16 protein-coding genes are annotated in these 25442 nt (G+C 46.6%); 11 read left to right on the forward strand and 5 right to left on the reverse strand.

Features of this window, described 5'->3' with window-relative positions:
• Nucleotides 1-7: 7 nt before the first annotated feature.
• The 3 genes from ACFI6L_RS00150 to ACFI6L_RS00160 all read right to left on the reverse strand — a co-directional run bounded on the left by ACFI6L_RS00150 (nucleotide 8) and on the right by ACFI6L_RS00160 (nucleotide 4321).
• Complete coding sequence (locus tag ACFI6L_RS00150; protein ID WP_039224435.1) at nucleotides 8-1723, reverse strand: TIGR03545 family protein; 1716 nt, start codon at nucleotides 1721-1723, stop codon at nucleotides 8-10.
• 383 nt (nucleotides 1724-2106) lie between these two features.
• Nucleotides 2107-3729: a methyl-accepting chemotaxis protein gene (locus tag ACFI6L_RS00155; RefSeq protein WP_014948166.1), complete on the reverse strand. Its 1623-nt coding sequence runs from the start codon at nucleotides 3727-3729 to the stop codon at nucleotides 2107-2109.
• A gap of 133 nt (nucleotides 3730-3862) precedes the next feature.
• Complete coding sequence (locus tag ACFI6L_RS00160) at nucleotides 3863-4321, reverse strand: Lrp/AsnC family transcriptional regulator (protein WP_110288546.1); 459 nt, start codon at nucleotides 4319-4321, stop codon at nucleotides 3863-3865.
• 176 nt (nucleotides 4322-4497) lie between these two features.
• On the opposite strand from ACFI6L_RS00160, the gene ACFI6L_RS00165 reads away from it, so the two are divergent.
• The 7 genes from ACFI6L_RS00165 (at nucleotide 4498) to ACFI6L_RS00195 (ending at nucleotide 18089) form a co-directional block, all read left to right on the forward strand.
• A complete protein-coding gene (locus ACFI6L_RS00165; RefSeq protein WP_462573184.1) occupies nucleotides 4498-5544 on the forward strand; it encodes a zinc-dependent alcohol dehydrogenase family protein in 1047 nt (348 codons plus the stop codon).
• 297 nt (nucleotides 5545-5841) lie between these two features.
• Nucleotides 5842-9639 (forward strand): bifunctional proline dehydrogenase/L-glutamate gamma-semialdehyde dehydrogenase PutA, encoded by a 3798-nt coding sequence (gene putA / locus ACFI6L_RS00170; RefSeq protein WP_462573185.1) that lies wholly within the window; start codon nucleotides 5842-5844, stop codon nucleotides 9637-9639.
• Between the two features lie 260 nt (nucleotides 9640-9899).
• On the forward strand, nucleotides 9900-11342 hold the full coding sequence (locus tag ACFI6L_RS00175) for an efflux transporter outer membrane subunit (protein WP_462573186.1): 1443 nt from the start codon (nucleotides 9900-9902) through the stop codon (nucleotides 11340-11342).
• On the forward strand, nucleotides 11339-12817 hold the full coding sequence (locus tag ACFI6L_RS00180; protein WP_462573187.1) for an efflux RND transporter periplasmic adaptor subunit: 1479 nt from the start codon (nucleotides 11339-11341) through the stop codon (nucleotides 12815-12817). Before ACFI6L_RS00175 ends, ACFI6L_RS00180 begins: the two co-directional genes overlap by 4 nt.
• Nucleotides 12807-16034 carry an efflux RND transporter permease subunit gene (locus tag ACFI6L_RS00185; RefSeq protein WP_462573188.1) on the forward strand — a complete coding sequence of 1076 codons (3228 nt, stop codon included), beginning with the start codon at nucleotides 12807-12809 and terminating at the stop codon, nucleotides 16032-16034. Before ACFI6L_RS00180 ends, ACFI6L_RS00185 begins: the two co-directional genes overlap by 11 nt.
• Nucleotides 16006-16746 carry a response regulator transcription factor gene (locus tag ACFI6L_RS00190; protein WP_462573189.1) on the forward strand — a complete coding sequence of 247 codons (741 nt, stop codon included), beginning with the start codon at nucleotides 16006-16008 and terminating at the stop codon, nucleotides 16744-16746. Before ACFI6L_RS00185 ends, ACFI6L_RS00190 begins: the two co-directional genes overlap by 29 nt.
• Nucleotides 16740-18089, forward strand: coding sequence for a sensor histidine kinase (locus ACFI6L_RS00195; RefSeq protein WP_462573190.1), 1350 nt, complete (start codon nucleotides 16740-16742; stop codon nucleotides 18087-18089). The genes ACFI6L_RS00190 and ACFI6L_RS00195 overlap by 7 nt, the downstream gene beginning before the upstream one ends.
• A 133-nt stretch (nucleotides 18090-18222) precedes the next feature.
• On the opposite strand, the gene ACFI6L_RS00200 is transcribed toward ACFI6L_RS00195, so the two are convergent.
• The gene (locus ACFI6L_RS00200) at nucleotides 18223-19035 is read right to left on the reverse strand and encodes a TIGR04211 family SH3 domain-containing protein (RefSeq protein WP_014948175.1); all 813 of its coding nucleotides are present in this window, start codon (nucleotides 19033-19035) and stop codon (nucleotides 18223-18225) included.
• Between ACFI6L_RS00200 and ACFI6L_RS00205 the strand changes: the two genes are divergently transcribed.
• Nucleotides 18998-20503, forward strand: a complete 1506-nt coding sequence (locus ACFI6L_RS00205) for a CYTH domain-containing protein (RefSeq protein ID WP_101563441.1) — start codon at nucleotides 18998-19000, stop codon at nucleotides 20501-20503. The two genes, ACFI6L_RS00200 and ACFI6L_RS00205, sit on opposite strands and share 38 nt — an antisense overlap.
• A 76-nt stretch (nucleotides 20504-20579) precedes the next feature.
• Nucleotides 20580-21659 carry a helix-turn-helix domain-containing protein gene (locus ACFI6L_RS00210; RefSeq protein ID WP_049587333.1) on the forward strand — a complete coding sequence of 360 codons (1080 nt, stop codon included), beginning with the start codon at nucleotides 20580-20582 and terminating at the stop codon, nucleotides 21657-21659.
• Between the two features lie 31 nt (nucleotides 21660-21690).
• Here ACFI6L_RS00210 and mutH read toward each other — a convergent pair whose 3' ends face one another.
• On the reverse strand, nucleotides 21691-22368 hold the full coding sequence (gene mutH, locus ACFI6L_RS00215) for a DNA mismatch repair endonuclease MutH (protein ID WP_039224444.1): 678 nt from the start codon (nucleotides 22366-22368) through the stop codon (nucleotides 21691-21693).
• A 113-nt stretch (nucleotides 22369-22481) separates the two neighbouring features.
• Between mutH and rppH the strand changes: the two genes are divergently transcribed.
• Together rppH and ptsP are read left to right on the forward strand one after the other, a co-directional pair.
• Nucleotides 22482-23024, forward strand: coding sequence for an RNA pyrophosphohydrolase (gene rppH, locus ACFI6L_RS00220; protein WP_014948179.1), 543 nt, complete (start codon nucleotides 22482-22484; stop codon nucleotides 23022-23024).
• A gap of 123 nt (nucleotides 23025-23147) precedes the next feature.
• Complete coding sequence (ptsP, locus tag ACFI6L_RS00225) at nucleotides 23148-25439, forward strand: phosphoenolpyruvate--protein phosphotransferase (protein WP_039224899.1); 2292 nt, start codon at nucleotides 23148-23150, stop codon at nucleotides 25437-25439.
• Nucleotides 25440-25442: the final 3 nt, after the last annotated feature.

Below are 25442 nucleotides of genomic sequence, written 5' to 3' on the forward strand. Positions count from 1 at the left end.
AGGCGCATTATTCACCTTGGCCCAATTTTCCCTTCAATTTATCAAACAGCTTACTTTTTTGCTGCTCAACAACGTTGTTAAGTTGAGCTTGAAGCAGCTCCTGAAGGGCGGCACTGTCGCCTTGGGCTGCGCTAAGCATACTGTTTACGTCAACAAGCTCGCCTGATAGCAATGATTGTTCGTTACTTATCATGCTGTTGAGTTTGTTGTTTAATTCATCCAGCTTGTCTTTTTGGCTGGCAGTAAGCTGTGAAAGCGCCGCTTTAGCCAGCTTATTATCCAGATCAGACTTAATGTTAAAGCCAGGGTCTGAAAGCGTGCCGTCTAGCAGCATCGTCATGTTTAGGCTGGTTAACGTTTGCAGTGCCTGCGCAATAGCACTGGTGATATCACTGGTGCCAGTTGCTTCCATAACGAGCTGCTGAAGGTCAACTTCGCCCGTACCGGTAAGCATGTTATCAGTGACTTTCATCGATCCATTGGTTTTCATCAGCGCTGATTTAAGCACCGCATTTAGTGTTTCATTACCGCTAAATGAAATGTTAGACATATTCACACCGGCTAGCTGCCAGACTTGGCTAGCGTCAACCCCGTTGCCGTCAATCCAGAATTCACCGCTGGAAGTAAACGACTTTAGTAACTCGCCCGCTGCTTCAATAGTAAAGGTGGTGGGGTTACCGAATACTTCGTGAACGTTTGTAATGTTGTTCCATTTGCTGGTGATAGATTCATTTTGCCAAAGCACTGATACATTGGCTTCTTTCACCAAAATCGACGGCACTTCAGTCGGTGCTTCACTTTTTTCTTCACCTTGAATGAGCGGCATAACAATTTGCATTGCTGCCATAAGGTACTCAGTGTATTCCGCCGCTTTGTCGCCAAACACAAAGTAAGTGACTTGAGAAAGTGCCGCTTGGTCACCTGCAATTACCCCTTTCAGCAACGCGTAATCTTCTTGTGGCGCTTTCTTAAGTGCTTCAACACTTTCACTAAGGGCTTGTTTGGCATCACTCGCTTTTTCCGTGAAATTGCTAATAAGCGCGCGGTCTGCCTGCATTTCTTCTTTCAACTTATCAAATGAAGACTTTGCCTGTACCAAGGCTTGAGGGTCTTTGTAGTTCGTTTCTTTTAGCTGGGCTACCTGCGTTTTGTAGTACTCAATGCGCGACTTATCAGGTAAAGATTCATAGTCGTCTTTCAAACCTTTTCCATAGGTTTCGTAGGCAGACTTTGCATTTTCAATGGCAGCAGTGGTTTTTAGTGGATTGCGGGCGAGAAGTTCGTCAACCGTAGGCACGGCTTCTTTGGCTTTTGCTTTAATTTCGTCAAATGACAGTGAACGTTCTGGAACGCGATACACTTCACCTTCAGACTCGCGCTGTGTATCGAACTGCACTTTCAGTAAATCAAGATTGTTTACGATAACTTGATCATCTAACAATGGCTTTAGCTCGACGTCTGCATGAGCTTCGCCTACAAAAACTTGGTTGTGAGTAGGCTTTGTGGGGTTGGTGAGTGCAATACCTTTCAGCGTAACAGTTGTTGGAAAAAGAGAGTGGTCGAACTCGTCGATATTCACTTCTGCTCCATAGGATTCGCCCAGCTTGGACTCAAGAATAGATTTGATGATGGTATTGGCGAACAGGAAATACACCAAAAATAGCAACACGAAAAAACCGACAACCCACAATAAAATAGGCTTACCCTTTGAACCACTGCTCATATTCAACTCCTTGATTTTTTGCGCGTCTGGCTTTTATTGCGCATAAGTCACTACTTTGGTGGCTAGTATATCGCTCAATAAAAAGTAATCGATTAACCGCCACTTATGGTGCCTCTGAGTGTAATGCACTCAGGTCTTTTCTTCTATACGCAGAAGGTAGGTGTATTGATTAAACCATGTGAGCTTTTAAACAACTTGACGTAAGAGAAGCAAAATTCGGCAAAGTTTACTTTTTTTAAAAGAAAATTACCCTGAACTATGGAGTGGTAGCAGCAGTAAAGTGAGCCTGCTTCTCAATGCTTTGCAGCAAAGCGCAGCAGGCTCGTTGAAATGTAAAATGCTTTGCAGCAAAGCGCAGCAGGCTCGTTGAAATGTAAAATGCTTTAAAGCTTAAAGCGGTTCGCAATGTCCATTATTGCTATACAGCTTGCGCGTAACGCCTGGCTCGCAGCTGCTAATTCATCTGCCGTTCTCAAGCTACTATCAGCAGCACCCGAAAGCGCATTGATGCGCATATTCGCTTCGGTAGCGGCTTCCGCTTGCTGCTCGGTAGCCCGCGCTATTTCGCTACTCATATCTGCAATTTCAGTCATTAAGCGATCAGCTTCTTGTAGATTTTGGTTCGCCTGTATAGCGTTGTCTACCGTTTTGGTTGACGCTGACTGGCTTACTTTTACTGCATCTACTGCGCTTTTGGCATTACTTTGCAGCTTTTCTATCATCGCTTGGATTTCATCGGTACTTTGTCCGGTTCGACTTGCCAGTGTACGCACTTCATCAGCTACGACGGCGAAACCTCGTCCTTGCTCGCCAGCTCTCGCTGCTTCTATAGCAGCGTTAAGCGCCAGTAAGTTAGTTTGTTCGGCAATGCCGCGAATTACATCAAGCACTGCACCAATGCTTTCAGTCTGCGCAGCAAGTTCGGTAACAGCGCTACTTACGCTTTCAATATCAGAGGTAAGAGAGCGTATATCGTTTACGGTACTATCCACAACCGAGGCGCCGTTTTGCACGTTACCCCGCGCGCTGCTGGTACTCTTTTCTGCAGAATCTGCGTTATTGCTAACCTCATTTATCTGCGTTGTCATCTCTTCCATGGCAGCGGCAACTTGAAGCATGTTTTCATTTTGCGTCTGTGCCTGAGCGTTACTATTTTTACTTGATGTTTCTACAAGTTCTGCTTGCTGGGTCAGTGAATTAATATTCTCACGGATCCCCAACAGAGAATGGCGCATTTTTTCGGTATATTCATTAAAGTAGCGTGCCAAACGCGTTACTTCATCTTGGCCAGTTTCAGGCAATGAGCGGGTAAGATCACCTTCTCCTTGTGAGATATCCTTCATTCGCTCACTTACTTCTTGAACCGGTTTCACTATGCTGCCGCCAATCACATAAACAAGCACCACAACTAGCACTATGCTAACCAGACAAAACACCGCAATCACATTGCGAAGATGAGCAAATTCTTTTTCAAGATTGGTAAGGTAGATACCAGAGCCCACTGTCCATCCCCACGGCTTGAACTCTTTAACGTAGGAAATTTTGTCGGTAGGTGACTCTTCACCGGGAAGCGGCCATACATAATCGACAAACCCTTCACCTTTCGATTTAACTTTTTGCGCCATTTCTATAAAGAAGGCTTTGCCATTCCCGTCTTTAAAGGTTCGTAAATCTTGACCGTCAAGGGCGGGCTTGATGGGGTGCATAACCATAGATGGCGTTTGGTCTTGGATCCAGAAGTAGTTGCTGCCGTCGTATCGTAGCGCTTTGACGGCCTCTAACGCCTGTTGCTTAGCGGTTGCCTCGTCTACGTCGGTGCGCGCCGCGAAGCTACTGAGCATGGTATGAACCACCTCGACCAAGTGCTGATTTTCATCATAAGACTTTTGCTTTAATGCTTCGTAATGCCTGTTTAAAACGACGGCAGTAAGAAGTACAAATAACAGCGTAATTAGGGCAACGATAATGCCCAAACGTTGAATTAAACTGAATTTTCTTAACCACATCGGCAAATACCTATCTATTTGTATTTTTGTTTTTTTAAAGTGTAGACGGTTTTTATACTTCTACTTATTACTCCAGAGTTAAATTAGACAAATGTACCAAAATTTAAGTGTGGCACTTTTGGGTGGTGTTTATTCAGCAATCTAAAGGCAGTCGAACTGTTGATTTAAGCTCTTTAAGCGAGATACTTGATGATATATCTGATATGCCGGGGAGTTTTCGCAGTACTGTATCTACAAAGTGGCCGTAATCATCCAAGTCTCTGGCCACTACTTGTAGTAAGAAATCAGCGCCACCTGTGATGTTGTGGCAGCTTAAAACGTTGTCGCAGCGTTGAATAATATCAATAAAGTCACTCGTTGTTTTTGTGTCATGGGCTGTGTAAGTGAGCTGTACAAACGCCAGCACGCCATACCCTAGCTTTCGTTTGTTCAGGTTCGCTTGGTAACTCTCAATGTATCCTTCACTCTCTAATCGTTTTACGCGTCTCCAGCAGGGTGTTTCACTCATATTGAGCTTTTCAGCCAACTTGGCGTTCGACAATTTTCCGTCCTTTTGAAGTAAGGCTAAAATTTTCTTATCAACATTATCCATGCTCTTCTTTACGTCCTATTTGATGGATTCTTTCCTCAATTAAATATCAATTAAAAGCTTCTTTCAATTTGGGCTATCTAAGCTAAATAGAAAGCAAGGTTATTTCGCGAGCACTCTTTTAGAATTAGTCACAATGGTGTGAACACTTATTAGTCTTATTTTGGAGGGCTGTAATCATGAAAGCTGTGGTATTTGAATCGTTTGGTGGAAAATTAAATATTCAGGACGTAAAGAAGCCCATGCCAAAATCTCACGGGGTAGTGATACGGGTAAAAGCCACAGGCGTGTGCCGCAGCGATTGGCATGGCTGGATGGGACATGATGATGGAATAAACTTACCTCATGTACCGGGTCATGAATTTGCTGGTGTTGTCGAGTCCGTTGGAAGCGATGTAAAGCGATTCAAAGCGGGCGATAAAGTTACGGTTCCTTTTATTAGTGCGTGTGGAAGATGTTCAGAATGCTCTTCGGGTAATCACCAGGTGTGTGGTAACCAAACACAGCCGGGCTTTACTCACTGGGGCTCGTTTGCAGAATATGTAGAAATCGATTTTGGAGACGTTAATCTGGTTCGTCTCCCTGAAGAAATAGACTACGTGACTGCGGCTAGCTTGGGTTGCCGTTTTGCTACATCATTTCGCGCAGTGGTTGACCAAGGTAAGGTGAGCGCTGGGCAATGGGTCGCTGTTCACGGCTGTGGTGGCGTTGGGCTATCTGCTGTGATGATTGCATCGAGTATTGGCGCAAACGTTATTGCCGTTGATATTTCGGATGACGCACTAGCATTGGCGCAAAAGCTTGGCGCTGATGTAGTGATTAATGCTAAGAATGAAAAGGATGTGTCTGCGACAATCAAGCGCCTTTCATTAGGCGGTGCGCACGTGTCAATTGACGCCTTAGGAAATCCTATTACCTGTGTAAACTCGGTAAATAGCTTAAGAAAGCGTGGTAAACATGTTCAAGTTGGTTTGCTATTAGCTGAACAGTCAACGCCTCCTATTCCCATGGATACGGTCGTTGCACATGAGCTTGAAGTAATAGGTAGTCACGGTATGCAGGCGTATCGTTACGAGGCCATGTTTGGCATGATCGCCACAAAAAAGCTGAATCCCCAAGCCCTGATTGGAAAGATAATTTCACTTCAAGAAGCGCCTAAAGCGTTGACTGAAATGGACAAATATTCACAACTTGGCGTGACCGTTATTTCTTTTGATGAAAAGTGAAAAACAGGGCTTGTTGAGCTGCATGTGAAATGTCATCTAACGCACTGAATACGTAGCTTGACAGAGAATCAAAAAAACTTTGCTGGTAGGGGCTTGGCAGGGCGATTTTGTGTGCTACCATCCGCGCAAATTTGGCACTGTCGTGATCTTCATCCAAAAGTATAAAGTTAAAAGAAGAACGACAGGTCAACGCAGGGTTTCGACTTTGCTTGTTTTTTAGCCGCTTCCATGTAACCGTGAGCAGTCTTACACGGCGGGAACGCTTTTTGTTACAGCTATTTCTATGAAAGGGTTGCAATGCTCATTAACGACACACTTCATACAACTTCACCCCTACGCCAGCGTATAAGAGACTACTATCGCATTAGTGAGTCGGTGGCTGTGGATCAAATCCTTCCCATTGCCGAGGTAAACCCACGTGCACGAAGCCGTGCATGGGAACGCGCACGAAAGATGGTGCTTCAAATTCGCCGAGAGCAAGAAGGGCACGGTGGTGTTGACGCATTATTAAATGAATACTCGCTATCAACAGCAGAAGGTGTGGTATTGATGTGCTTGGCTGAAGCCTTGCTGCGTGTTCCAGACAAAGACACTCAAGATGAGCTTATTCGTGACAAACTGTCTCAGGGACAGTGGACACCTCACTTGGGGAATTCAGAGTCGTTATTTGTTAACGCGTCGGCGTGGGGCTTGTTATTTACGGGCAACATGGTGAACTATGCCGACAAGCGCAAGAAAGAACAGTTTGGCTTGTTAAAACAAACCCTTGGCCGCTTAGGTGAACCTGTTATTCGCCGCGCTATGAACATTGCGATGCGCGTTATGGGTCGTCAGTTTGTTATGGGCGAAACCATTGAAGATGCGGTAGATCGCGCCAAAGAGAAAGAAACCAAAGGGTACGTATATTCTTACGACATGCTAGGCGAAGGCGCACGCACTATGCGCGACGCTGAGCGTTACTACGATGCATACGTAAAAGCAATAAAAGTAATCGGTAAAGCGGCTAACGGACGCGGTCCTAAGCGTTCACCGGGGATCTCGGTAAAGCTTTCTGCTATTCACCCACGATTTGAATTTTCTCACCGCGAACGCGCCATGGCAGACATTCCGCCGCGCTTGAAAGCGCTGTGTATGATGGCGAAAGAATACGATATCGGTTTAACCGTAGATGCGGAAGAAGCTGACCGTCTAGAGCTTTCTCTAGATATTATTGAAGCTGTATTTCGCGATGAAGACCTGAACGGTTGGACAGGCTTTGGCTTGGCCGTACAGGCCTACCAAAAACGCGCAATCCACGTTATAGAGCACTTACGTGAACTTACCCTAGAGGTAGGTCGTCCGCTAATGGTGCGTTTGGTTAAAGGCGCTTATTGGGATACTGAGATTAAGCTTACTCAACAAGCGGGCCTTGAAGAGTTTCCTGTATTTACCCGTAAGTCGTCAACAGATGTGTCATACCATGCCTGTGCGAACCGTCTACTTGAGTATCGCGACACCATTTACCCGCAGTTTGCGACTCACAATGCCTACACAGCGTCTGTTATTGTTGAGCTTGCTGGTGACGACAAAGAAGGTTTTGAGTTCCAGTGTCTGCACGGTATGGGCGATACCCTTTACGATCAGGTGGTAACACAGGATAAAATTCAGTGCCGTGTTTATGCACCTGTAGGTGAACACGAAGACTTATTGGCCTACCTTGTACGTCGTCTTCTTGAAAACGGCGCGAACTCGTCGTTTGTAAACGCCATCGTTGACGATGAAAAACCGGTTGAGTCTTTGCTTGAAGATCCGGTAGAGAAAACACAACGCCTGAAAGTACGTTATAACAAGTTAATCAAAACCCCACGTGGGCTGTATGCGCCAGAGCGCGATAACTCCCGTGGTCTAGACCTTACCGACACCAATGCGGTAACGGCGCTTAAACATGAACTTGAACGCTGGCAGGATTACTACAAAGTGACCGGTGAAGTGCCAGAAGGTGCGACAGCGGTACTTAGCCCAACTAACCACAACGACGTGGTAGGTTATCACCATTACGCTACGCCTGATGATATGCGCAAAGCATTAGATGAAGCCGAAGCTGGGTTTGAAGCATGGTCTAAACGCGATGTAAGCGAGCGCGCTGAAATACTTAATCGAACAGCAGATGCGCTTGAGCGCCACATGGCAGAACTCATCGCTATCTGTATGCGTGAAGCCGGTAAAGTAGCGCAAGACAGCATTGATGAAGTGCGTGAAGCCGTTGATTTCTGTCGCTACTACGCGGCGCGTGCAGAAGAGCTTGCTGAAGATCAACGCTTACTTCCTCGTGGTGTTGTGCTTTGTATTAGCCCGTGGAACTTCCCACTAGCCATCTTCTTAGGCCAAGTGGCAGCGGCACTTGTAACAGGTAACACTGTTATTGCTAAGCCTGCTGAACAAACCAGCATTATTGCGCAGCGTGCGGTAGATATTATGCACTCGGTAGGCCTGCCAGAAGACGCACTGAAACTTATTGTGTCGCCTGGTAAAGAAGTGGGCGAAACCCTTCTACCAGACGAGCGCATTAAAGCGGTAATGTTCACAGGTTCAACGCAAACCGGTACGTTAATTTCCCAAGTGCTTGCAGAACGTGGTGGCGAACAGGTGCCATTGATTGCAGAGACGGGCGGTCAAAACTGTATGATTGTTGATTCAACTGCACTGCCAGAGCAGGTAGTTGATGACGTGATCCACTCTGGTTTCCAAAGTGCCGGTCAGCGCTGTTCAGCGCTTCGCGTATTGTTCGTACAAGATGAAATTGCTGATGACCTTATCGAAATGCTAACCGGCGCCATGAAAGAGCTTACCGTTGGTGACCCAACGCAGCTTGCTACCGATGTAGGCCCTGTTATTGATGAGAAGGCGCTTAAGAGCCTGACCGATCACCAAGAGTATATGGAAGATAAAGCTAAGCTGCTTTATCGCAATGAAATGCCAGCAGGCTTTGAAAACGGTACTTTCTTTGCGCCGACCTTATATGAAATCAAGAACATTGATGTGCTTGAAAAAGAAGTGTTCGGTCCTGTGGTACATATTGTTCGCTTTAAGTCGAAAGACCTTGATAGTGTGCTAGAGCAAATCAATGGTACAGGTTACGGCCTAACTATGGGCATTCACTCGCGTATTGAAGAGCGTGCTAACGAACTAGCAGCCAAGAGCCGCGCGGGTAACGTATACATTAACCGCAACATGATTGGCGCTATTGTTGGCGTTCAGCCTTTCGGTGGACGTGGATTGTCTGGTACAGGTCCAAAAGCGGGTGGTCCTAATTATCTGCCTCGTTTAATGATGGAACGTGCCACACCTAAGCCATCGCACATTGATGATGTAGATGGTACTGATGCAGCGCTTGTCGGTGATGAAAAGATTGCCGAGCGTGCGCACGTAATGATGGATAAAGCGAAAGCGGTAGAAGTGCAGTGGCGTCATACGCCGTTGAATGACCGTATTTCTATGGTACGTCAGCTTCTCGCTAAAATTGCGAAAGTGGACATCGTTGACGAGCTTGCTGATGACTTGAACCGTACGCTTGCGACGGCGCGTCAGCAGTTAACCAGTGTTGAACGCAAGCTAGCCAAGCCACAAACCTTGCCGGGGCCAACAGGTGAATCGAACAAGCTTTACCTAGAGCCTCGCGGGATCTTGGTGTGTTTTGCCGATAAAGAAGTAACCTTCGAATACTGGTTACTGTCTATTGTGACCGCGCTATCAACGGGTAACCCGGTAGTATCAGTTGTGTCTGAAATCTTCTATGAAGAAGCAGTAGAAATTCAAAACAAGTTTGAATCAACTGGCGCACCAAAAGGCTTATTCCAGGTAGCGCGTCTTGCGCATCTAGATACCTTGCTAATGGATGAAGATTTATCTGGCGTGGTGGTCGACTCTGGTACTGAACGTACTGCGCGTATTACAGCAATGCTGTCATCTCGCGAAGGGGCTATCTTGCCTGTTATCACAGCTGAATATAATGACAACCTTATTCAGCGTTTGATGACCGAAAAAACCATCAGTATTGATACTACGGCATCGGGTGGTAACACATCGTTGATGACCCTAGTTGAAGATGATGAATAAGCGGTAATACTTGTGGTAAATACCGACTTGGCAAGATAGCGATTTAATTGAGAGCTATCTTCACAACATGTCATTCAAAGGCCAGCGCTAAGCTGGCCTTTTTAATACCTTATTCTTACCTTTCTCATTTATTTCTAATTCCTTGCTCTTTCCTTAACCGGACCTTAACCCTGCGTTTGAAATACTCGTGTCAGTTAATTTAAAAAAGCTGCGCATAGACCTTCGAAAGTAGCCTGTGCGCCAAATAATAGGCACAAGTCATGGGCAAGATAAAACTGACGGTAAATAGCATTACCCTTTGCATTTTGCTGTCTGCATGTACAAGTACTGATGACAGAGCGTTGAGCGAATCGGCATCGTCGTCAACGGGTAACAACGTTGTGTGGCAGTCTCAAGCACAGCAACAAGAATCAACACAAACCTTGCTGCTGAATTCGGACACGACGTTAACCGATGTCATTGATATCAAAGAGTTACCCCACTTAGCCGGTTACATTGATGAAGCCCTGTCTTCTAATGCTAGTCTGCAGCAGTCGTTAATAACGCTTAGAAAAGCACAATTAGCCATTGATAGTGCAAAAGCGGATAGGAACCTTAATGTTGACGCGAGCTTCTCTGCGTCAAAAAGTGAAACCACCAATAGCAATGCATCTACCAGCTCCAGTACGAGCTCTAACTCGATCAGTCCAAGCTATAGCGCGAGCATGAATGTCAGTTGGGAGCTGGATCTATGGCAAAAAATCAGCGATGGAATAAGTGCAGCAAATTTAGATGCAGCAAGTGCCAGAGCCAGTTATCAGTCTGCCAGAGATTCTCTGGTCGCTAACGTAGTAAGAAGCTATATCGACGTACTCACTCAGCAGCAATTACTGAATATTGAGCAGTCTCGGCTAACGGTACTAGAAAATAACGAAGCCGTTATTTTAAAGCGCTATAGCACCGGGCTGGGAAGCCTAGACGATTTAGATACTGCGCGTACAAGCAGTGCAAATACTCGCGCTACTATTGCCCAATATGAAAATGCACTTTTAACAGCAAAGCGCACGTTGGCCGTACTCTTAGGCAGGCAAAACCAATCGCTAAACGAGCTCAACACTCAAGTTAGTTTTCCCGACGTGTTATTGCCGCTAACAACTTTGCCGAAACAGGATCTGGCACGTAGACCCGATCTTCAGGCGGCCTTTTATGCGTTAAAAGCAACAGAGTTTGAAGTCGATGTGGCGTACAAAGCCCTGTTGCCAAGCATTAGCTTGTCTGCATCCCTTTCTGATAATGCCTCTACACCTTCACAAGCTTTGTTTACTAACCCTTTGTGGAGTTTGCTTGGACAGATGACCGCGCCACTGTTTCAGGGGGGCGCTCTAAGGGCGCAAGTTGAAGATGCAAAGCTAACCTCAGCCAATGCCTGGTGGCAGTATCGCGAAACGTTATTAACGGCGGTACAGGAAACCCAAAATGCGCTGGATAGCGAAACCGCGTTGAGTGCTCGAATTAGCCACACCAACGTGGCGTTAGCAAATGCGGAGCGCAGCGTCTCTACCATTGAAGGTCAATATCGACAGGGCCTTGCTGACATCTTGGACTTACTTTCCGTATATGACACGCGCTTTAACTTACAAGCTCAGGCAGTTGAGCTGCACGCCCAGAAATTACAAAACCGAATTGACTTAGGCCTAGCCCTTGGCCTTGGAGTGTCACAATGAGAAACAAACGAATTATTGTAACCTTACTCGCCGCTGCAAGTATTGCGCTAGCGGTTATGTATACCATGATGAATATGGGTGCCCAACATCCCGGCGCAAAACCGCAGACCGAATCAAAGCCAACGTCTCCAGCAATTTCCGCGAATGCTGAGCAACCACAAAATGCCGCTCAGGCAAAGAAAACTGCAGGTGGTGAAAGGACAGCAGCATTACCTGCTGCCGATAGCGGTGTGAACAGGCTTAACAAGGCAAGCGACACGTCATCAGTGAATACCACTAATCGCAGCCCGAAGGGGGAACAAAGCGGCAATACTCAGCTGGCTCAAGTAGGCGTTATTGATGTAACCGCCGACAGCTATAACGCTAAGGTGAGGGGGTATGGTCAGGTTGTTCCGCAAGATAGTTTGAGCTTAGTCGCACAGGTTAGTGGTCAAGTTACTGATATATCTTCGTCTTTTAAAACTGGTGCCCTAGTGGCAAATAACACGGTATTGGCACGTATTGATGACACCAACTATCAACAGGCGTTAGCAAGTGCAAATGCTACCTATCAAGCGGCTGTGGTAAGTCTGGAAGAAGAGCGATTACAGGGTATTCAAGCGAAAGATGAATGGACACGTTCAGGGCTTGATGGTGAACCTTTATCGGCATTAGTACTGCGTGAGCCACAGCTAAAGGCGGCTCAGGCCACTTTGGATGAAGCCGAGCAAAGTGTAAATTCAGCCAAGCGAGATTTGGCGTTTACCTCGTTACGTGCACCTTTTAATGCATTGGTGGTCAGCCGTGACATTGCGCTAGGGAGCTATGTTCAAGCTGGCAGTGCGGTCGCCACACTCTATTCTGCAGATATTGCCGAAGTGGCTATTGGCCTTTCACCTAGCCAATGGGCTCAACTACCTTCTGGTGATGAACCGCAGTTGTCTGGTGATGCCTCCCTTAACTGGCCGGTAACGCTTACCGATACCACTACAGGAAATACCTGGGTTGCCAATATCGTTCGCGCTGAATGGCATCAAAGTGATACAACGCGTCAGCGTAACGCCATAGCGGTTGTTGAGAAGCCGCTGGCGCAATCAACGCCTCTTTTATTCGGCAGCTTTGTGCAGGCAGACATTGAAGGAAGAGCACTCGACAATGTCTGGAAACTGCCGGCTTCTGCTATCTCGCAAAAGCAAGAAGTATGGTTAGTAATGCCATCTACCGGGCAGTTGGCAAAGTTCATGCCTTCGGTTTTGTTTGAAAGCGAAGGTTATGCCTACATCACCCCACCAAAAACCAGTGAAGTTACGGGCGATATTGTGAGTAATGTTGCGGGTAAAACCTCGGGTAACGCTAGCGGCAACAGCATGTCAGAACAGGTTGGCGAAATACGCCAAGCGCTGGTGGTTGCGCGCCCTTTAAACAGCTATCTGGTGAATACCAAAGTATTGCCTGTAGTGGAAGGACAAACAGGAGGGCAAGCCGATGACAAATAATCGAAACGGCGCGCCGTTTGGCGGGGGCGAGAGTCCGAAAAACAATAGGAATGGTGGGAATAACGCCCGGGGAATTATCGCTTGGTTTGCGCAGAACTCAGTAGCGGCCAATTTGCTCATGGTCAGCCTTATCGTGCTTGGCTTGGTTTCCATGAACGATATCCGCAAAGAGGCATTCCCAAGTATGGAGCCACGCTTTGTTACCATTTCAATGACATACGACAGTGGCGACCCTAAACAAGCAGAAGAAGGGATAGCTATCAAAATTGAAACCGCGCTGGAGGCAATCCCGGGGATTAAGCGAATTACCTCTACCTCGAACGCCAGCGGCGCCAGTGTGCAGGTAGAAAAAGAAACCGAATACGATTTAGACACGCTTTTCAACGACATCAAAACCGAAGTAGATAGTATTTCTAACTTCCCGTCGGATGCTGAAAACCCTGTTATCAGCAAAGCACGCCGACAAGAACACGCTATTTGGGTGCAGCTTTATGGTGACGTCGATCACGCTTCGCTTCAATACTTGGGTGAGCAATTAGAGCGAGATTTACTGGCAACAGACGACATTCGCGAAGTCAGCGCAGGCAGCTTTGTCGACCCTATGATGTCTATTGAAATAGACGAAGGTAAACTTCAAGCCTACGGATTAACGCTGTCAGACGTGGCTGATGCCGTTAACCAGGAGTCGAATACCGCGCTTACAACCAGCTTGCGCAACAAAGAAAAAGTGATTCGTTTAAAAGCGTCTGAACAGTCTTACTGGGCGAAAGATTTTGCCAACATCCCCCTCATTACCGACACCAATGGCGTCATACTCACCGTTGGCGATGTTGCTACAGTGCGCGATATGTTTGCCGACGACAGCTATCACTTGTCACGTTACAACGGTACCAATGGCTATGGCATCCAGGTGCTTATGGACGAATATGGTGACGTAACAAAAATGGTACAGCAGGCTCACGAAGTAGTGGACGCATGGCACGAAAAAGGCTTGCTACCTGAAGGCGTAGAGCTTGAAACCTGGTATGACAAAAGCACGCTTATTACCGAGCGATTGACGTTACTTACCAGCAATGCGCTTATGGGCATTGTGTTGGTATTTGTTACTCTTGCCGTGTTTCTAAATTTACGCGTGGCATTTTGGGTGGCGGCTGGCTTGCCCTTTATCTTCTTCGGCACCTTGTACTTCATGACCGACAGCTATACGGGAATGACGCTAAACGAAATGACCACATTCGGTTTTATCATGGCCCTTGGCATTGTGGTGGACGATGCCGTGGTGGTGGGGGAAAGCGTGTACGCCACGCGTAAACAGCATGGCGATACGCTTCAAAATACCATCTTAGGTACCCATAAAGTGGCGGTTCCTACACTGTTTGGTGTACTAACCACAGTGGCCACTTTTTTCGCATTATCGAACGTATCGGGCGGCTTAGGTACGCTTTATTCTCAGTTCGGCACTATCGTTACCTTGTGTTTGTTGCTGTCGGTGGTGGAATCGAAGCTGATCTTACCTTCACATTTAGCCCATCTGCCAACCAATCAAAAAGCGCGGAGGGGATTAGGTGGCGTATGGAACAAAGTGCAGCAAAAAGCGGATGGTGGACTTCAGTGGTTTAACTACCGCGTGTATCAGCGCCTATTGAAAGTCACCGTAGCCTACCGTTATGCCGCTGTATTGTTGTTTATTGCCTTATTTGTCATGGTGGTTAGCCTACCGCTTACAGGTGCGGTAAGAGTAAGCTTCTTCCCCAGCATGCAGGGCGACACGGTTTCGGCCAATATGTCGCTTTACAGCGATGCCAGCTATGGACAGAACGAACGCAACTTAATGCTGCTAGAGAAAAATGCGCTTGAGGCAGACCGCCAATTAACCCAAGAAAATGGCGCAGATAAAAGTGGCATTAGCAGTTTGCAAGTAACGGCGAGTGGTGATCAAAGCGGCACAATCACCATTTCACTTGATGAAGACTCCTCTTATTCTCTTGATGAATTGTCGGCACGCTGGAATACGTTAACTGGCAATTTAGAAGGCGTAAAAAGTCTAAAAATACGCTCACGCCGAGAGATGGTCGACGGGTTTAACGTTGAAATTAAAAGCATTAACGACGATACCCTGACGGCGGCTAACGATGCCTTTATTGAAGTACTTAACAATATCGATGGTGTATATGCAGTTGAGAGTTCGCTAACACCCGGCGAAGCCATGATGCGCTTTGAACTTACCCCCGAAGGACGAGCGTTGGGGTTGAATACGCAAAGCCTATCGCAGCAACTGTTAAAAGCATTTGGTGGCGAAATTGTTCAGCGCTATTTGCGCGATAAAAACGAAGTAAAAGTGCGGGTGCGTTATCCTGAACAAGACAGAATGAATCCGTCTGATGTAATGAACACGCAATTGCGTCTGGACGACGGCACCGTAGTACCGCTTTCTGTAGTGGCTAACGTTATTCAAGATGTACAAGAAAAACAGGTGGTACGTATAGACGGCCTACGCGCCCTAACGGTTAGCGCGTCGGTGGATAGCGATGTTATCACCTCAACCGAACTGGTGAATTACTTAAACAACGAGTTTGTTCCTCAGCTATCGCGTCAGTATCAGGACTTATCGCTTTATTTTGCCGGTGAGGCTGAGCAGCAAGCTGAAACGCAAAGCTCAATGCAGAGCGTGTTTATATTAGCCTTGTTGTCTATTTTTGCGTTGTTGGCGATTCCGCTTAAATCCTACGTACAGCCGCTTATTATTATGACCGCCATCCCCTTTGGTATAGTCGGAGCCATTATCGGCCACTGGTCGAATGGATTAATGATAAGTCTGCTCTCGCTGAACGGCATATTGGCGCTTAGCGGTGTGGTGGTTAACGACAGCTTGTTGTTAGTTTCACGATTCAACGCTTTGCGAGAAGAAGGTGTGCCGGTGGAAACGGCAGTTATTGAAGCTTGTACCAGTCGCTTGCGGGCTGTGTTGTTGACCTCAATTACCACCTTTGTAGGCTTATATCCCATATTGGGCGAAACTTCGGTACAAGCGCAGTTCTTAATTCCGGCAGCTGCGTCGCTGGGTTACGGTATATTGTTTGCCACCGTCATCACACTTTTATTAATACCCGCATTACTGTTAATTTATGACGATGTAAGCCGTCTAATGGCAAAGCATTTGGTTAAGCCTTTAACGGAGAGTACGGCTAATGATCCGCGTGTTACTAGTGGAAGATGATATGGGCCTGGCGGGCAATATTATAGACTATTTAGAGCTTGAAGACATGGTATGTGACCACGCTGCAAACGGTGTAGCCGCGCTGTCTCTTATCCAAAAGCATCCGTTTGATGTTGTGGTGCTGGACATTAATTTACCGCGACTTGATGGCTTAAGCGTATGTGAAAGGGTGCGGGAAGACGGCAACGATACGCCTATTATTATGCTAACCGCCCGTGACCAGTTGGAAAACAAGCTAGAAGGGTTTCAAAAAGGCGCCGATGACTATTTAGTGAAACCGTTTGACATGCCCGAACTGGTTGCTCGGGTTTTTGCACTGGCGCACAGGCGTTCATCACAAGTGAAAAAGCTGCGCTTTGGCAACGTAAGTTTAGCAATGGGAAGCGACGTAGTAAGTGTTGAGAACGTGCCTATTAAGTTAAGCCCCACAGCATTTACGCTGCTAAAGGCATTGTTACAGCAACAAGGAAAAGTTATGCCACGGGAGCGTCTTCTCGATGCGGTTTGGGGAGAAGAAGCGCCAGAGAGCAATGCGCTTAAAGTGCATCTTCATAATTTGCGTAAATCACTGGTGCAAGCGAATGCCACCATAGAGGTAAAAGCAGTAGCCGGCACAGGCTTTTGTGTGACGTTAAAACCAGAGCAGTCCAATTCAGTGCAAAGTACAAGCGCGGAACCAAAAAGTACAAATAAAGGAAACGATCAGTGGTAAATGGCCTTCGCATCAGCTTAAGACGCTACGTCTTGTGGTCGCTATTAAGTTTGGCCGCCGTGGTTATCGTGCTCTTTTCAATACAAAGCAGCGATAGCTTTTTCGATGGTATGGACGGCATGCTGAGAAATACCATGATACGGGCGGCAGAAAGCGCAGAGCTTGATGACAACAAGCATGCTCAAATTCTCGATTTACATGTTTTTGCGAACTACGAGAGTTTGCCTGTCGAAGTGAAGCAGAGCTTTTCCAAAGAGAGCTTTATACCGTTTTCACTTATGAAAGATATCAACAAACCTGATTGGTTTTCCCGTCCTATTTCGGCTCACTTTGCCGTGTTAGTTCCGTTAGAAAATGGAGAATCGCGATACGTTACCCAAGTGTTTGTCGCGCCACCTTCTGACGGCAAAAAACACTTTAGAATAAACCATGTTATTTACAGCGCCATTGTGGGCGTAGTTGCACTGGTTTCGTTCTTTGTCGCCTTGCTTTTTCTTATGCGCAGCGTGTCTCGCCCCATAGAGTCATTGCAGAGGTGGGCGGCGTCTTTGGATGAACAAGAGCTCGATAAGCCTATCCCGGAGTTTCGTTATAAGGAACTTAACGCGCTAGCAGGGATGATACATGGCAGCTTGCAAAACGTGCGCAACACCCTAAATCGAGAACGGGAATTTGTTAACCATGCGAGTCACGAGCTTAGAACGCCGATTGCCGTCATTAGAAGTAGCGCGGCATTACTGCACAGAGTGATCGATAGTGAAAATACTAAAGGCAATAACGCGCTTGCGCGGGTGGATCATGCCTCAAAAACCATGGCAGATTTGACCGAAACTCTACTTTGGTTAGGAAGAAATGAAGAAGCAGCTTTACCCAAAGAAAAGGTTAACCTTAAAGCAATGGTTGAGGCTCTAAGCCAAGATTTAATGTATTTGCTGTCGGGAAAAGACGTGAGTGTGCAGCTGCAATTGAGCGATTGTGAGTTAACGCTGGCGAAAACGGCGAGCGAAATTGTGATAGGAAATGTGATTCGAAACGCTTATCAGCACACGCAGCAAGGAAGAGTCACAATAAGTCTTTCAGATGCAACGCTCACCGTGCTCAACGAAGAGGACGGCCTTGAAGAAGAGGCGCTTAACGAAAAAGGCCAAGCGACTTTATCTGCGCCGACTATCAGTGAGTTAGATGGCGGATTTGGAATAGGGTTAAAACTCATTGATAAGCTTTGTGCGAAGCTTAAATGGGGTTATGCACATGAGAGGAAAACAGCCCGAGGTTCACATGATGACCAAGGTGATGTTTCTCGTATGACAAGAGGGTATAGAGTGGTGCTTACGGTACGATAATAGGCGCATATAACTCATCAAAGTGTTTGCACTTTGTCACTTCTAATCTGTTTACCGAAACGAGCCCAATAAAAAACGCCGATGCTAACATCGGCGTTTTTTCGTTTTTTAGCGTACAGCTATAAAACCTACACTACATCCACTCGCTGCTTCTGCGTTTGCGCTTGGGAAGGTAAGTCAGCATTACGCCCAGTAATATACCCACACCGGCTACCATACCACCGCGTGTAAACCAGGTAACCAGCTCATCTTTATTCGCGCTATCTACTTTGGCGGTAAGACGAGTTATCTCAGAGGCTTGTTCCTCGCTAGTTGTTGTAAGCTTCGATACCTGCTGACGTGCATCGTTAAGTTGCTGGCGAAGTCTGGCGTTTTCAGACTGCGCTGTTTGCAGTGCGCTTTGGCTCTCAGCTAGCTTCTCACTTATGATTGGCAATTGCTCGGCTTGCGACATGGTATTGGACACAAAGCGGCTTTCAACCCAGCCTTCGCGACCTTCATTGTCGGTAATTTGCGTGAATTCAGCATCGTTATCGCGTGCAAGCACAGTAATAGGTGTGCCTGCTTCAATTGAACCTAGAATACGGTAGTTACGACCAGGTCCAGTATGCATAAAGATAAACAAGTCATCTCTAATGTAATGCGAAGAAGACGCTTCTAAATCAGCGGTATCTTGTAGCGAAAATGCTTGAAAAGAGCATGCAATAAGGGCTGCTGCTAACCACTTTCGAATCATATGAAGTCCAATTTTAGAATTTAAAACGTGAAGATGGTATTGGTTGACCGCGATAAAGGCAAGTTTGTTCCACTTTTGTCTAATTAAAGCATCTTGTTTCATGGCGCCAGCATTGCGAAAAGTAAGCGACAAAGGTAAGGTGTCAGCATCATAAGCTGTGCCTAGCGCAACCATGTCAGAAATAGAATTAAAATTTGTAACGGGTGACAACGCCCACCATGCGTTTAGTCAACGTGTACTTCCTCTTTTCGAAAAAAACAGTATTCAGGTTAACTCTCATCGTGAAATGCGCCTAGAGAACGACTATTACGATACAGATAAGCTCGATTTTCAAAACAATAAAATGGGCTTTCGTGTTCGAGGTAACAATGGTGAATACGAACAGACGCTAAAGACTAACGGCGTGGTCAGCGGTGGTCTGCACAAACGCATGGAATACAATGTGAGCCTTGATAATTCAAGGCCCGACCTCACGCTATTTGAAGCCAGCGCTTGGCCCCAGGATTGGGATGTGGCGGCAAAAAACACGCGGCTATCTAAACAGTTTAGCACTCACTTTACTCGCAATGCCTATGTGGTTAGCGTGGGTGAAAGTGTGGTTGAGATTGTGCTGGACTGTGGCGAAGCAAGTACAGAAAAAGCCAGTTCCCCAATCAACGAAATAGAGCTTGAATTGATGTCAGGTGATATCAACAGTTTGTTTACGTTGGCGGTGCTAATAAACGACAACATGCCGGTACGCCTTAGTGATGTATCAAAAGCGGCGCAGGGATATCAATTACTTCACGGTTTTAACGCTAAAGTTCGACACCTGCCAGATTTCCTTGCGCTTGAAGACACAACCACCACAGAAGAAGCATTTAGCCACGCGGTTCAAACTGCATTGGCGCATTGGCAGCACCACGAGCATGTGTTTTGCGAAAGTGGCTCAATAAAAATGCTGGCTGAAGTTGCTAAAAGCGTACGTTTGTTACTGCAAAGTGTATCGCTTTACTTGCCGGTTCTGCAGTGCCCTGAGCTACTAGCCCTGCATAAAAAGCTGGTCACCCATGCTCAAAAGTGGGGCTGGCAAGACGACTTACAAAGTTTGCGTTACTTGCTCTCTAAAAAGAGCATGTTTAACAAAACTCTCAGCAAACATCCTGCAGTAGTAAGCTATTTGCAAGGACGACAAACAGGTTTAATGCAGGCTCATGAGCCCGAAAAGCTGTTTTTCGACAACGATGCCACAGACATTAAGCTACACGCCATAAGTCTTATTCAGAATAAGCCGTGGCAAAAAGTCGCAACGGGTTTTGATCATCCCGTGCTTGATCATGCAAAAGGCTGGCTGTCGCAAGGTTGGCAAACTGTACAGCAAAGTATGCCGCTAAATAAAACCATGGGGCCTGCCAATTACAGCGCTGTAGAAGTAATGCTTAGGCAGACATTATGGAGTGGATTTCTGCTGGGTGACTTGTTTGTAGAAGAGCGGGGTAATTTTCGCGCACCGTGGTTAGATTTGCTCACTGGTATTGATGAGCTGAATGCGCTGCTTATGTTAAAGCAGTCAATAGACGACGCCGAAGTAGACTCTCATGACGAGGTGCGAAAATGGACGTCAGAAAAGCTCAGTACATTAATTCGTATTATGGAACGAACTCGCACAGTGGCTATGCAACGTGACGTTTACTGGTAATTGTTTTCTATGTATATGTGGTTACTGTAAACATGCACGGTAAAGGCAACTCGAATCTCAAGGATGGAGGGCGCTGATGACCTCAGCCATAAATGACTATTTCCTTTACGCACTGCTTGGCATTTATGCCATTGGCTTTGTGCGTCTGTTCGTTCAAAAAGTCAATTTACGCAGTGGACGCTGGCTAACGGCAGCGTTTTTGTGCTGGCCTGTGTTTATGCTGGATGAGTGGCTTCGTATGGCAAATGCCACAGGGTTGGCTAGTATCTACGGGTTATCAGAAGTATTTGCTGTAATCGCGATTACGTGTTGTTACCGCGCAATAAAACCCATGCTGTTAGCTTACCCTACGGCAAGAAAGCGACTGTGGTGGCCGGTAGTAGTGACCGGCGTTTTTCAGTGCGCCATTCTCCTGATACCCGTAGACGATAAGCAGCAATGGCTCTCATCGTCTCCTCATGGTCAGCCTCTGCTATTGTGGCCTGCCTATATTGCATCACTGTTAACGGGGTTTAGCGTGTTGCTCATAGGTATTCTTATTACCGAGCATATTCAAATGTACCATAGGCACTTACCAGAGCAGGCGGTGGATATAAAAAACCTGAAAATGCCTAGGCTTGCCGGAGTAATGGGAAGCTTGGTTGGCGTTGCGTTTATGAGTATTCTACTTGTGACGGCCGCAACATTCGGCTTCTTCCCTGTTCCTTTTTGGGAAGGGTTTCATCATCTGATGATTGGAACGGCAATTCTAATTGTACTGTTTTCACTAACCTTTATACGACGGACGTCCCCGTCGCCACTCGATTACGAACGCTTAGATGAAGGCAAGGCAACGCCTTATGAAATTAGCAGTATTATTTCTAAAGCAGAACGCTACACCATAGAATCAAAGGCGTACAAGGTTCGCTTCCTTACCCTCAGTGAGTTTTGTAAAGGGGCAGATATCGACCCCACCTCGCTCGCATTGGCCTTGCAACTTACTGAAAAGAAAAACTTTAGACGTTTCATTTTCCACTACCGCTTAGAGTACGCCAAGAATGTTCTGCTGCGCAGCGACGCTAAACTTGAAGCCGTGGCAAAACGCATGGGGATAAATTCAGAAAAGTTCTTGAGTGAGTATTTGGTTAAACACCTAAACTCCACGCCGCTAAGATAACAAGAGTATTGTGCTAGACGTTGAGTTCGCGTTAGCCACCAAATGCATTTATCAATATTTGATGGGTGAAGGTTTTACGTAAATAAAAGCCGCGAGGACGGGTTTTAATACGCTGACCTTCTGGCCCCAACGCGTCAGTGAGCACTTTCCCGTTTGCCGCCTTAGGACGAATGTGTAAGGCCTCGCCTTGACGAGAGGTGATCGACTCAACCTGTCCAGTTGCAATTTGCTCGACCAGTTCCTCCCAATCGTGTCTTAATACCGCATCTTCGTGTTCATTCGGTCGCCAGTAAAAGCCTGTTGCTACCCGCCTATGGGCCAGCGGAATAGCTCTGTCACCTTCAATAGGTAGCCACAATACCTGCTGTAGTTTGTTTCGCACGTTAGACGTTTCCCATGTAATGCCGGGCGTCATCAAAAGCGGGGCAAAACAGACGTAGGTGGTTTCTAAAGGCGAAAAATGGGCGTCGATGGGAATGGTTTTAAGTTCGATGCCAAGTTCAGGAAAGTCCTGTTGAGGCTTCGAACCTGCACTCGCGCCCAGCCACTTCTCTATCAGCATGCCTGGCCACCCCTTATGACGTTGTAAATTGGCCGGAATGGCTACATTTGCCATATCCGCAAGCTCTCCAAGCGTCAAGCCTGCTATCGCATGACAACGGGCTAAAAGGCTATCTGGAGATGACGGGGGAGACGCTGGTGGCTGCATAAATATGGCTAATTTCCTGTTTGAAAAGCGGGTACGAATATTAAGACTATGATTGGAGCATAGTTTGTGGAAGAATGAAAACATATAACAGTATAGTGTGCCCGGGAGTCTATGTGATAGATGCCGATGGATTCCGTGCGAATGTGGGCATAGTGATTTGCAACAAAATGGGTCAAGTATTTTGGGCAAGACGTTATGGTCAACATTCATGGCAGTTCCCTCAAGGCGGAATTGATGAAGGGGAATCTGCTGAACAAGCTATGTACCGCGAGCTTCACGAAGAAGTAGGGCTGACACCGAAAGATGTCACTATTTTAAGTGTTACCCGTAACTGGCTTAGATATAAGCTGCCGAAGCGATTAATTCGACAAGGCAGTAACCCTGTTTGTATAGGGCAAAAACAAAAATGGTTCTTGTTGCAGCTCGATTGTAACGAGCGAGACGTTAATGTACTTAAAACAGGTCATCCTGAATTCGATGACTGGAGGTGGGTAAGTTACTGGTATCCAATAAGAAACGTTGTATCGTTTAAGCGCGATGTATACAGACGAGTAATGAAAGAATTCTCGCCTGTAGTTATGTCTGCGCAGCATCGGCCTCAACAGCGCCAAAACGCAGCGCCACATAAACGTGGCAAGAAACGCAGGCGTGGATAAGCGTATGCGAAGTTCAGGTACGCAAAACAGGGGTGTGCAATATTGCGGTGTGCGGAGTAAGCAGCGAGTAAACTGCGAGTAAAAAAGGAAAAACCAGTGAGCCCTCAGAGCCAGCAAGGAACAATGTTAACCACGTTAAAGCGTATCGTGCAGGAAATGAATCAAATTCCTGCTCTCGATACGGCGTTGTTTAGGCTAGCCTCGCGGGTTAAACAGACCCTAGATGTCGATTCATGCTCTATTTATCTTGCCGATTACGACACCCAAGAATTTATCCTTAAAGCCACTGACGGACTACATCCCGATGCAGTCGAGCAGGTACGCATTGGCTTCTCAGAAGGGCTTATCGGGCTGGTAGGTCAGCGGGAAGAGCCCCTTAATATCGTTAATGCTCATAGCCATCCTCGATTCAAACATTACCCCGAAGTTCAGGAAGAAAACTATAACGCCTTTTTAGGTACGCCTATTATCAACCAACGGCGTGTGCTTGGTGTTATTACCCTTCAGCAATCACAAATGCGCCGCTTCAGTGAAGACGAAGAAGCATTCTTAGTCACCCTTGCTGCGCAGCTCGCGTTAGAAATAACCAATGCTGATATTCGCGGGGCTTTGACGCTGTCAAATTCGAACGACAATACTGCGCGGCAAAAAAATGTGCGTGGTATTGCGGGTTCTCCAGGCCTTGCTATTGGCAAGGGAGTGTCTCCAGACAAATCTATTAACCTTAAAAACTGGGTCGTAAAGCGCACGCAATCTCCTCAAGATCAAATTCAACTCTATCGCAAAGGGGTTGAAGTTACGCGAGGTCATGTCGATGCGTTATCGAAGCGGTTAGATGACGGCATCCCCGACGATGTTAAGTCCATTTTTCAGCTGTATCATCATCTGCTAGATGCCAACAGCCTTGGGCGGGAAGTAGAAGAAAAAATTCGCCAAGGTTGGGATGCGGCGTCTTCATTAAAAATGGTTGTAGAAAGCTATGCCGCACGCTTTCAAGCAATGGACGACCCTTACATGCAAGAGCGTGCCATTGATATTGTCGATTTATCCGACCGTATTCTTGCCAACATTTTGTATGAAGCGAATGGCAAAAAGGTTACTGAAAAAACGATAACCGAAGCCAGTATTCTCGTAGCTGATGAAGTCTCAGCGCCTATGCTTGCCGAATTTCCAAGAGGTAAGCTAAAAGGCATTATTTCTATTCGCGGTTCAAATAACTCTCACGCGGCAATATTGGCTAGAGCCATGGGCGTGCCTGCAGTGATGGGCTGTCAAAACGTCACGCCAGCACTACTCGAAGACAAAGAGATTTTGCTTGATGGGTATTCAGGCGAGGTCATTGTATCGCCTGAACGTAACATCAAGTCTGAATTTATACAGCTCATTGAAGAAGAGTCGGCCATCGCAGAGAAAATTGACGCCGAGGCTGATAAACCTTGCGAAAGCGTTGATGGCTGTAGAATGTCTCTTTATATCAACGCTGGCCTTTCAGCTGAAGTCGAGCTAAACGCTGAACAAATTGGTGCGGGTGTAGGGCTTTATCGCACCGAGATCCCCTTTATGTTACGCGAGCGTTTTCCTTCAGAACAAGAGCAAGTAAAGCTGTACCGCCAAGTGCTTGAGGCCGCGCCTTCATTGCCTATCACTATGCGTACTCTCGACGTAGGAGGCGATAAGCCACTACCGTACTTCCCAATTAATGAAGAAAACCCATTTTTGGGGTGGCGAGGCATCCGCCTAACCCTTGATCATCCAGAAATTTTCTTGGTTCAGGTTCGCGCCATGCTGCGTGCAAGTGTAGGCCTAAGCAATTTGCAAATTATGCTGCCTATGATCTCCACCGTATCTGAAGTGCAGGAGTCTAAGCGACTAATTAATCAGGCATATTATGAAATTTGTGATGAGATTGCAGAGTCAGGACAAACGTTAACCAAGCCTAAGTTAGGTATTATGCTAGAAGTCCCGTCGGTACTTTATCAGCTACCTCAATTAGCAAAGCACGTGGATTTCTTTTCGGTAGGCAGTAACGACCTGACCCAATATCTGCTCGCGGTGGATAGAAACAATACGCGGGTGGCAGGGCTCTACAATAGCTATCATCCTGCGGTATTAGGGGCGCTTTACGACGTGGTTCAAAAAGCCAATCAAAATCAAGTGCCCGTAACTATCTGCGGTGAAATTGCAGGTGAGCCAGCTGGAGCATTACTGCTAATGGGAATGGGTTATCGCCGCCTAAGTATGAACGGCTTTAACTTAAGAAAAATAAACTGGCTTATTAGAAAAGTCACGCTGGATGAATGTAAGCAGTTACTGTCATTGGCGCTCACCTCTGTTAGCCAAGAAGAAGTTTTTGTGCACTTGAATCAATATCTTGAAACCAAGGGCCTGGGAGGCCTTATCCGAGCAGGTGCTTAAGGA

The sequence above is a fragment of the Alteromonas sp. G4i35 genome (assembly GCF_054960375.1).

Coding starts and splice junctions, on each gene's coding strand:
- mutH (WP_039224444.1), bottom strand. CDS start 22,368: ATGCAGCCACCAGCGTCTCCCCCGTCATCTCCAGATAGCCTTTTAGCC.
- ACFI6L_RS00155 (WP_014948166.1), bottom strand. CDS start 3,729: ATGTGGTTAAGAAAATTCAGTTTAATTCAACGTTTGGGCATTATCGTT.
- ACFI6L_RS00210 (WP_049587333.1), top strand. CDS start 20,580: ATGACCTCAGCCATAAATGACTATTTCCTTTACGCACTGCTTGGCATT.
- ACFI6L_RS00180 (WP_462573187.1), top strand. CDS start 11,339: ATGAGAAACAAACGAATTATTGTAACCTTACTCGCCGCTGCAAGTATT.
- ACFI6L_RS00185 (WP_462573188.1), top strand. CDS start 12,807: ATGACAAATAATCGAAACGGCGCGCCGTTTGGCGGGGGCGAGAGTCCG.
- ACFI6L_RS00150 (WP_039224435.1), bottom strand. CDS start 1,723: ATGAGCAGTGGTTCAAAGGGTAAGCCTATTTTATTGTGGGTTGTCGGT.
- ACFI6L_RS00160 (WP_110288546.1), bottom strand. CDS start 4,321: ATGGATAATGTTGATAAGAAAATTTTAGCCTTACTTCAAAAGGACGGA.
- ACFI6L_RS00165 (WP_462573184.1), top strand. CDS start 4,498: ATGAAAGCTGTGGTATTTGAATCGTTTGGTGGAAAATTAAATATTCAG.
- ACFI6L_RS00190 (WP_462573189.1), top strand. CDS start 16,006: ATGATCCGCGTGTTACTAGTGGAAGATGATATGGGCCTGGCGGGCAAT.
- ACFI6L_RS00205 (WP_101563441.1), top strand. CDS start 18,998: ATGTCAGAAATAGAATTAAAATTTGTAACGGGTGACAACGCCCACCAT.
- ACFI6L_RS00175 (WP_462573186.1), top strand. CDS start 9,900: ATGGGCAAGATAAAACTGACGGTAAATAGCATTACCCTTTGCATTTTG.
- ptsP (WP_039224899.1), top strand. CDS start 23,148: ATGTTAACCACGTTAAAGCGTATCGTGCAGGAAATGAATCAAATTCCT.
- putA (WP_462573185.1), top strand. CDS start 5,842: ATGCTCATTAACGACACACTTCATACAACTTCACCCCTACGCCAGCGT.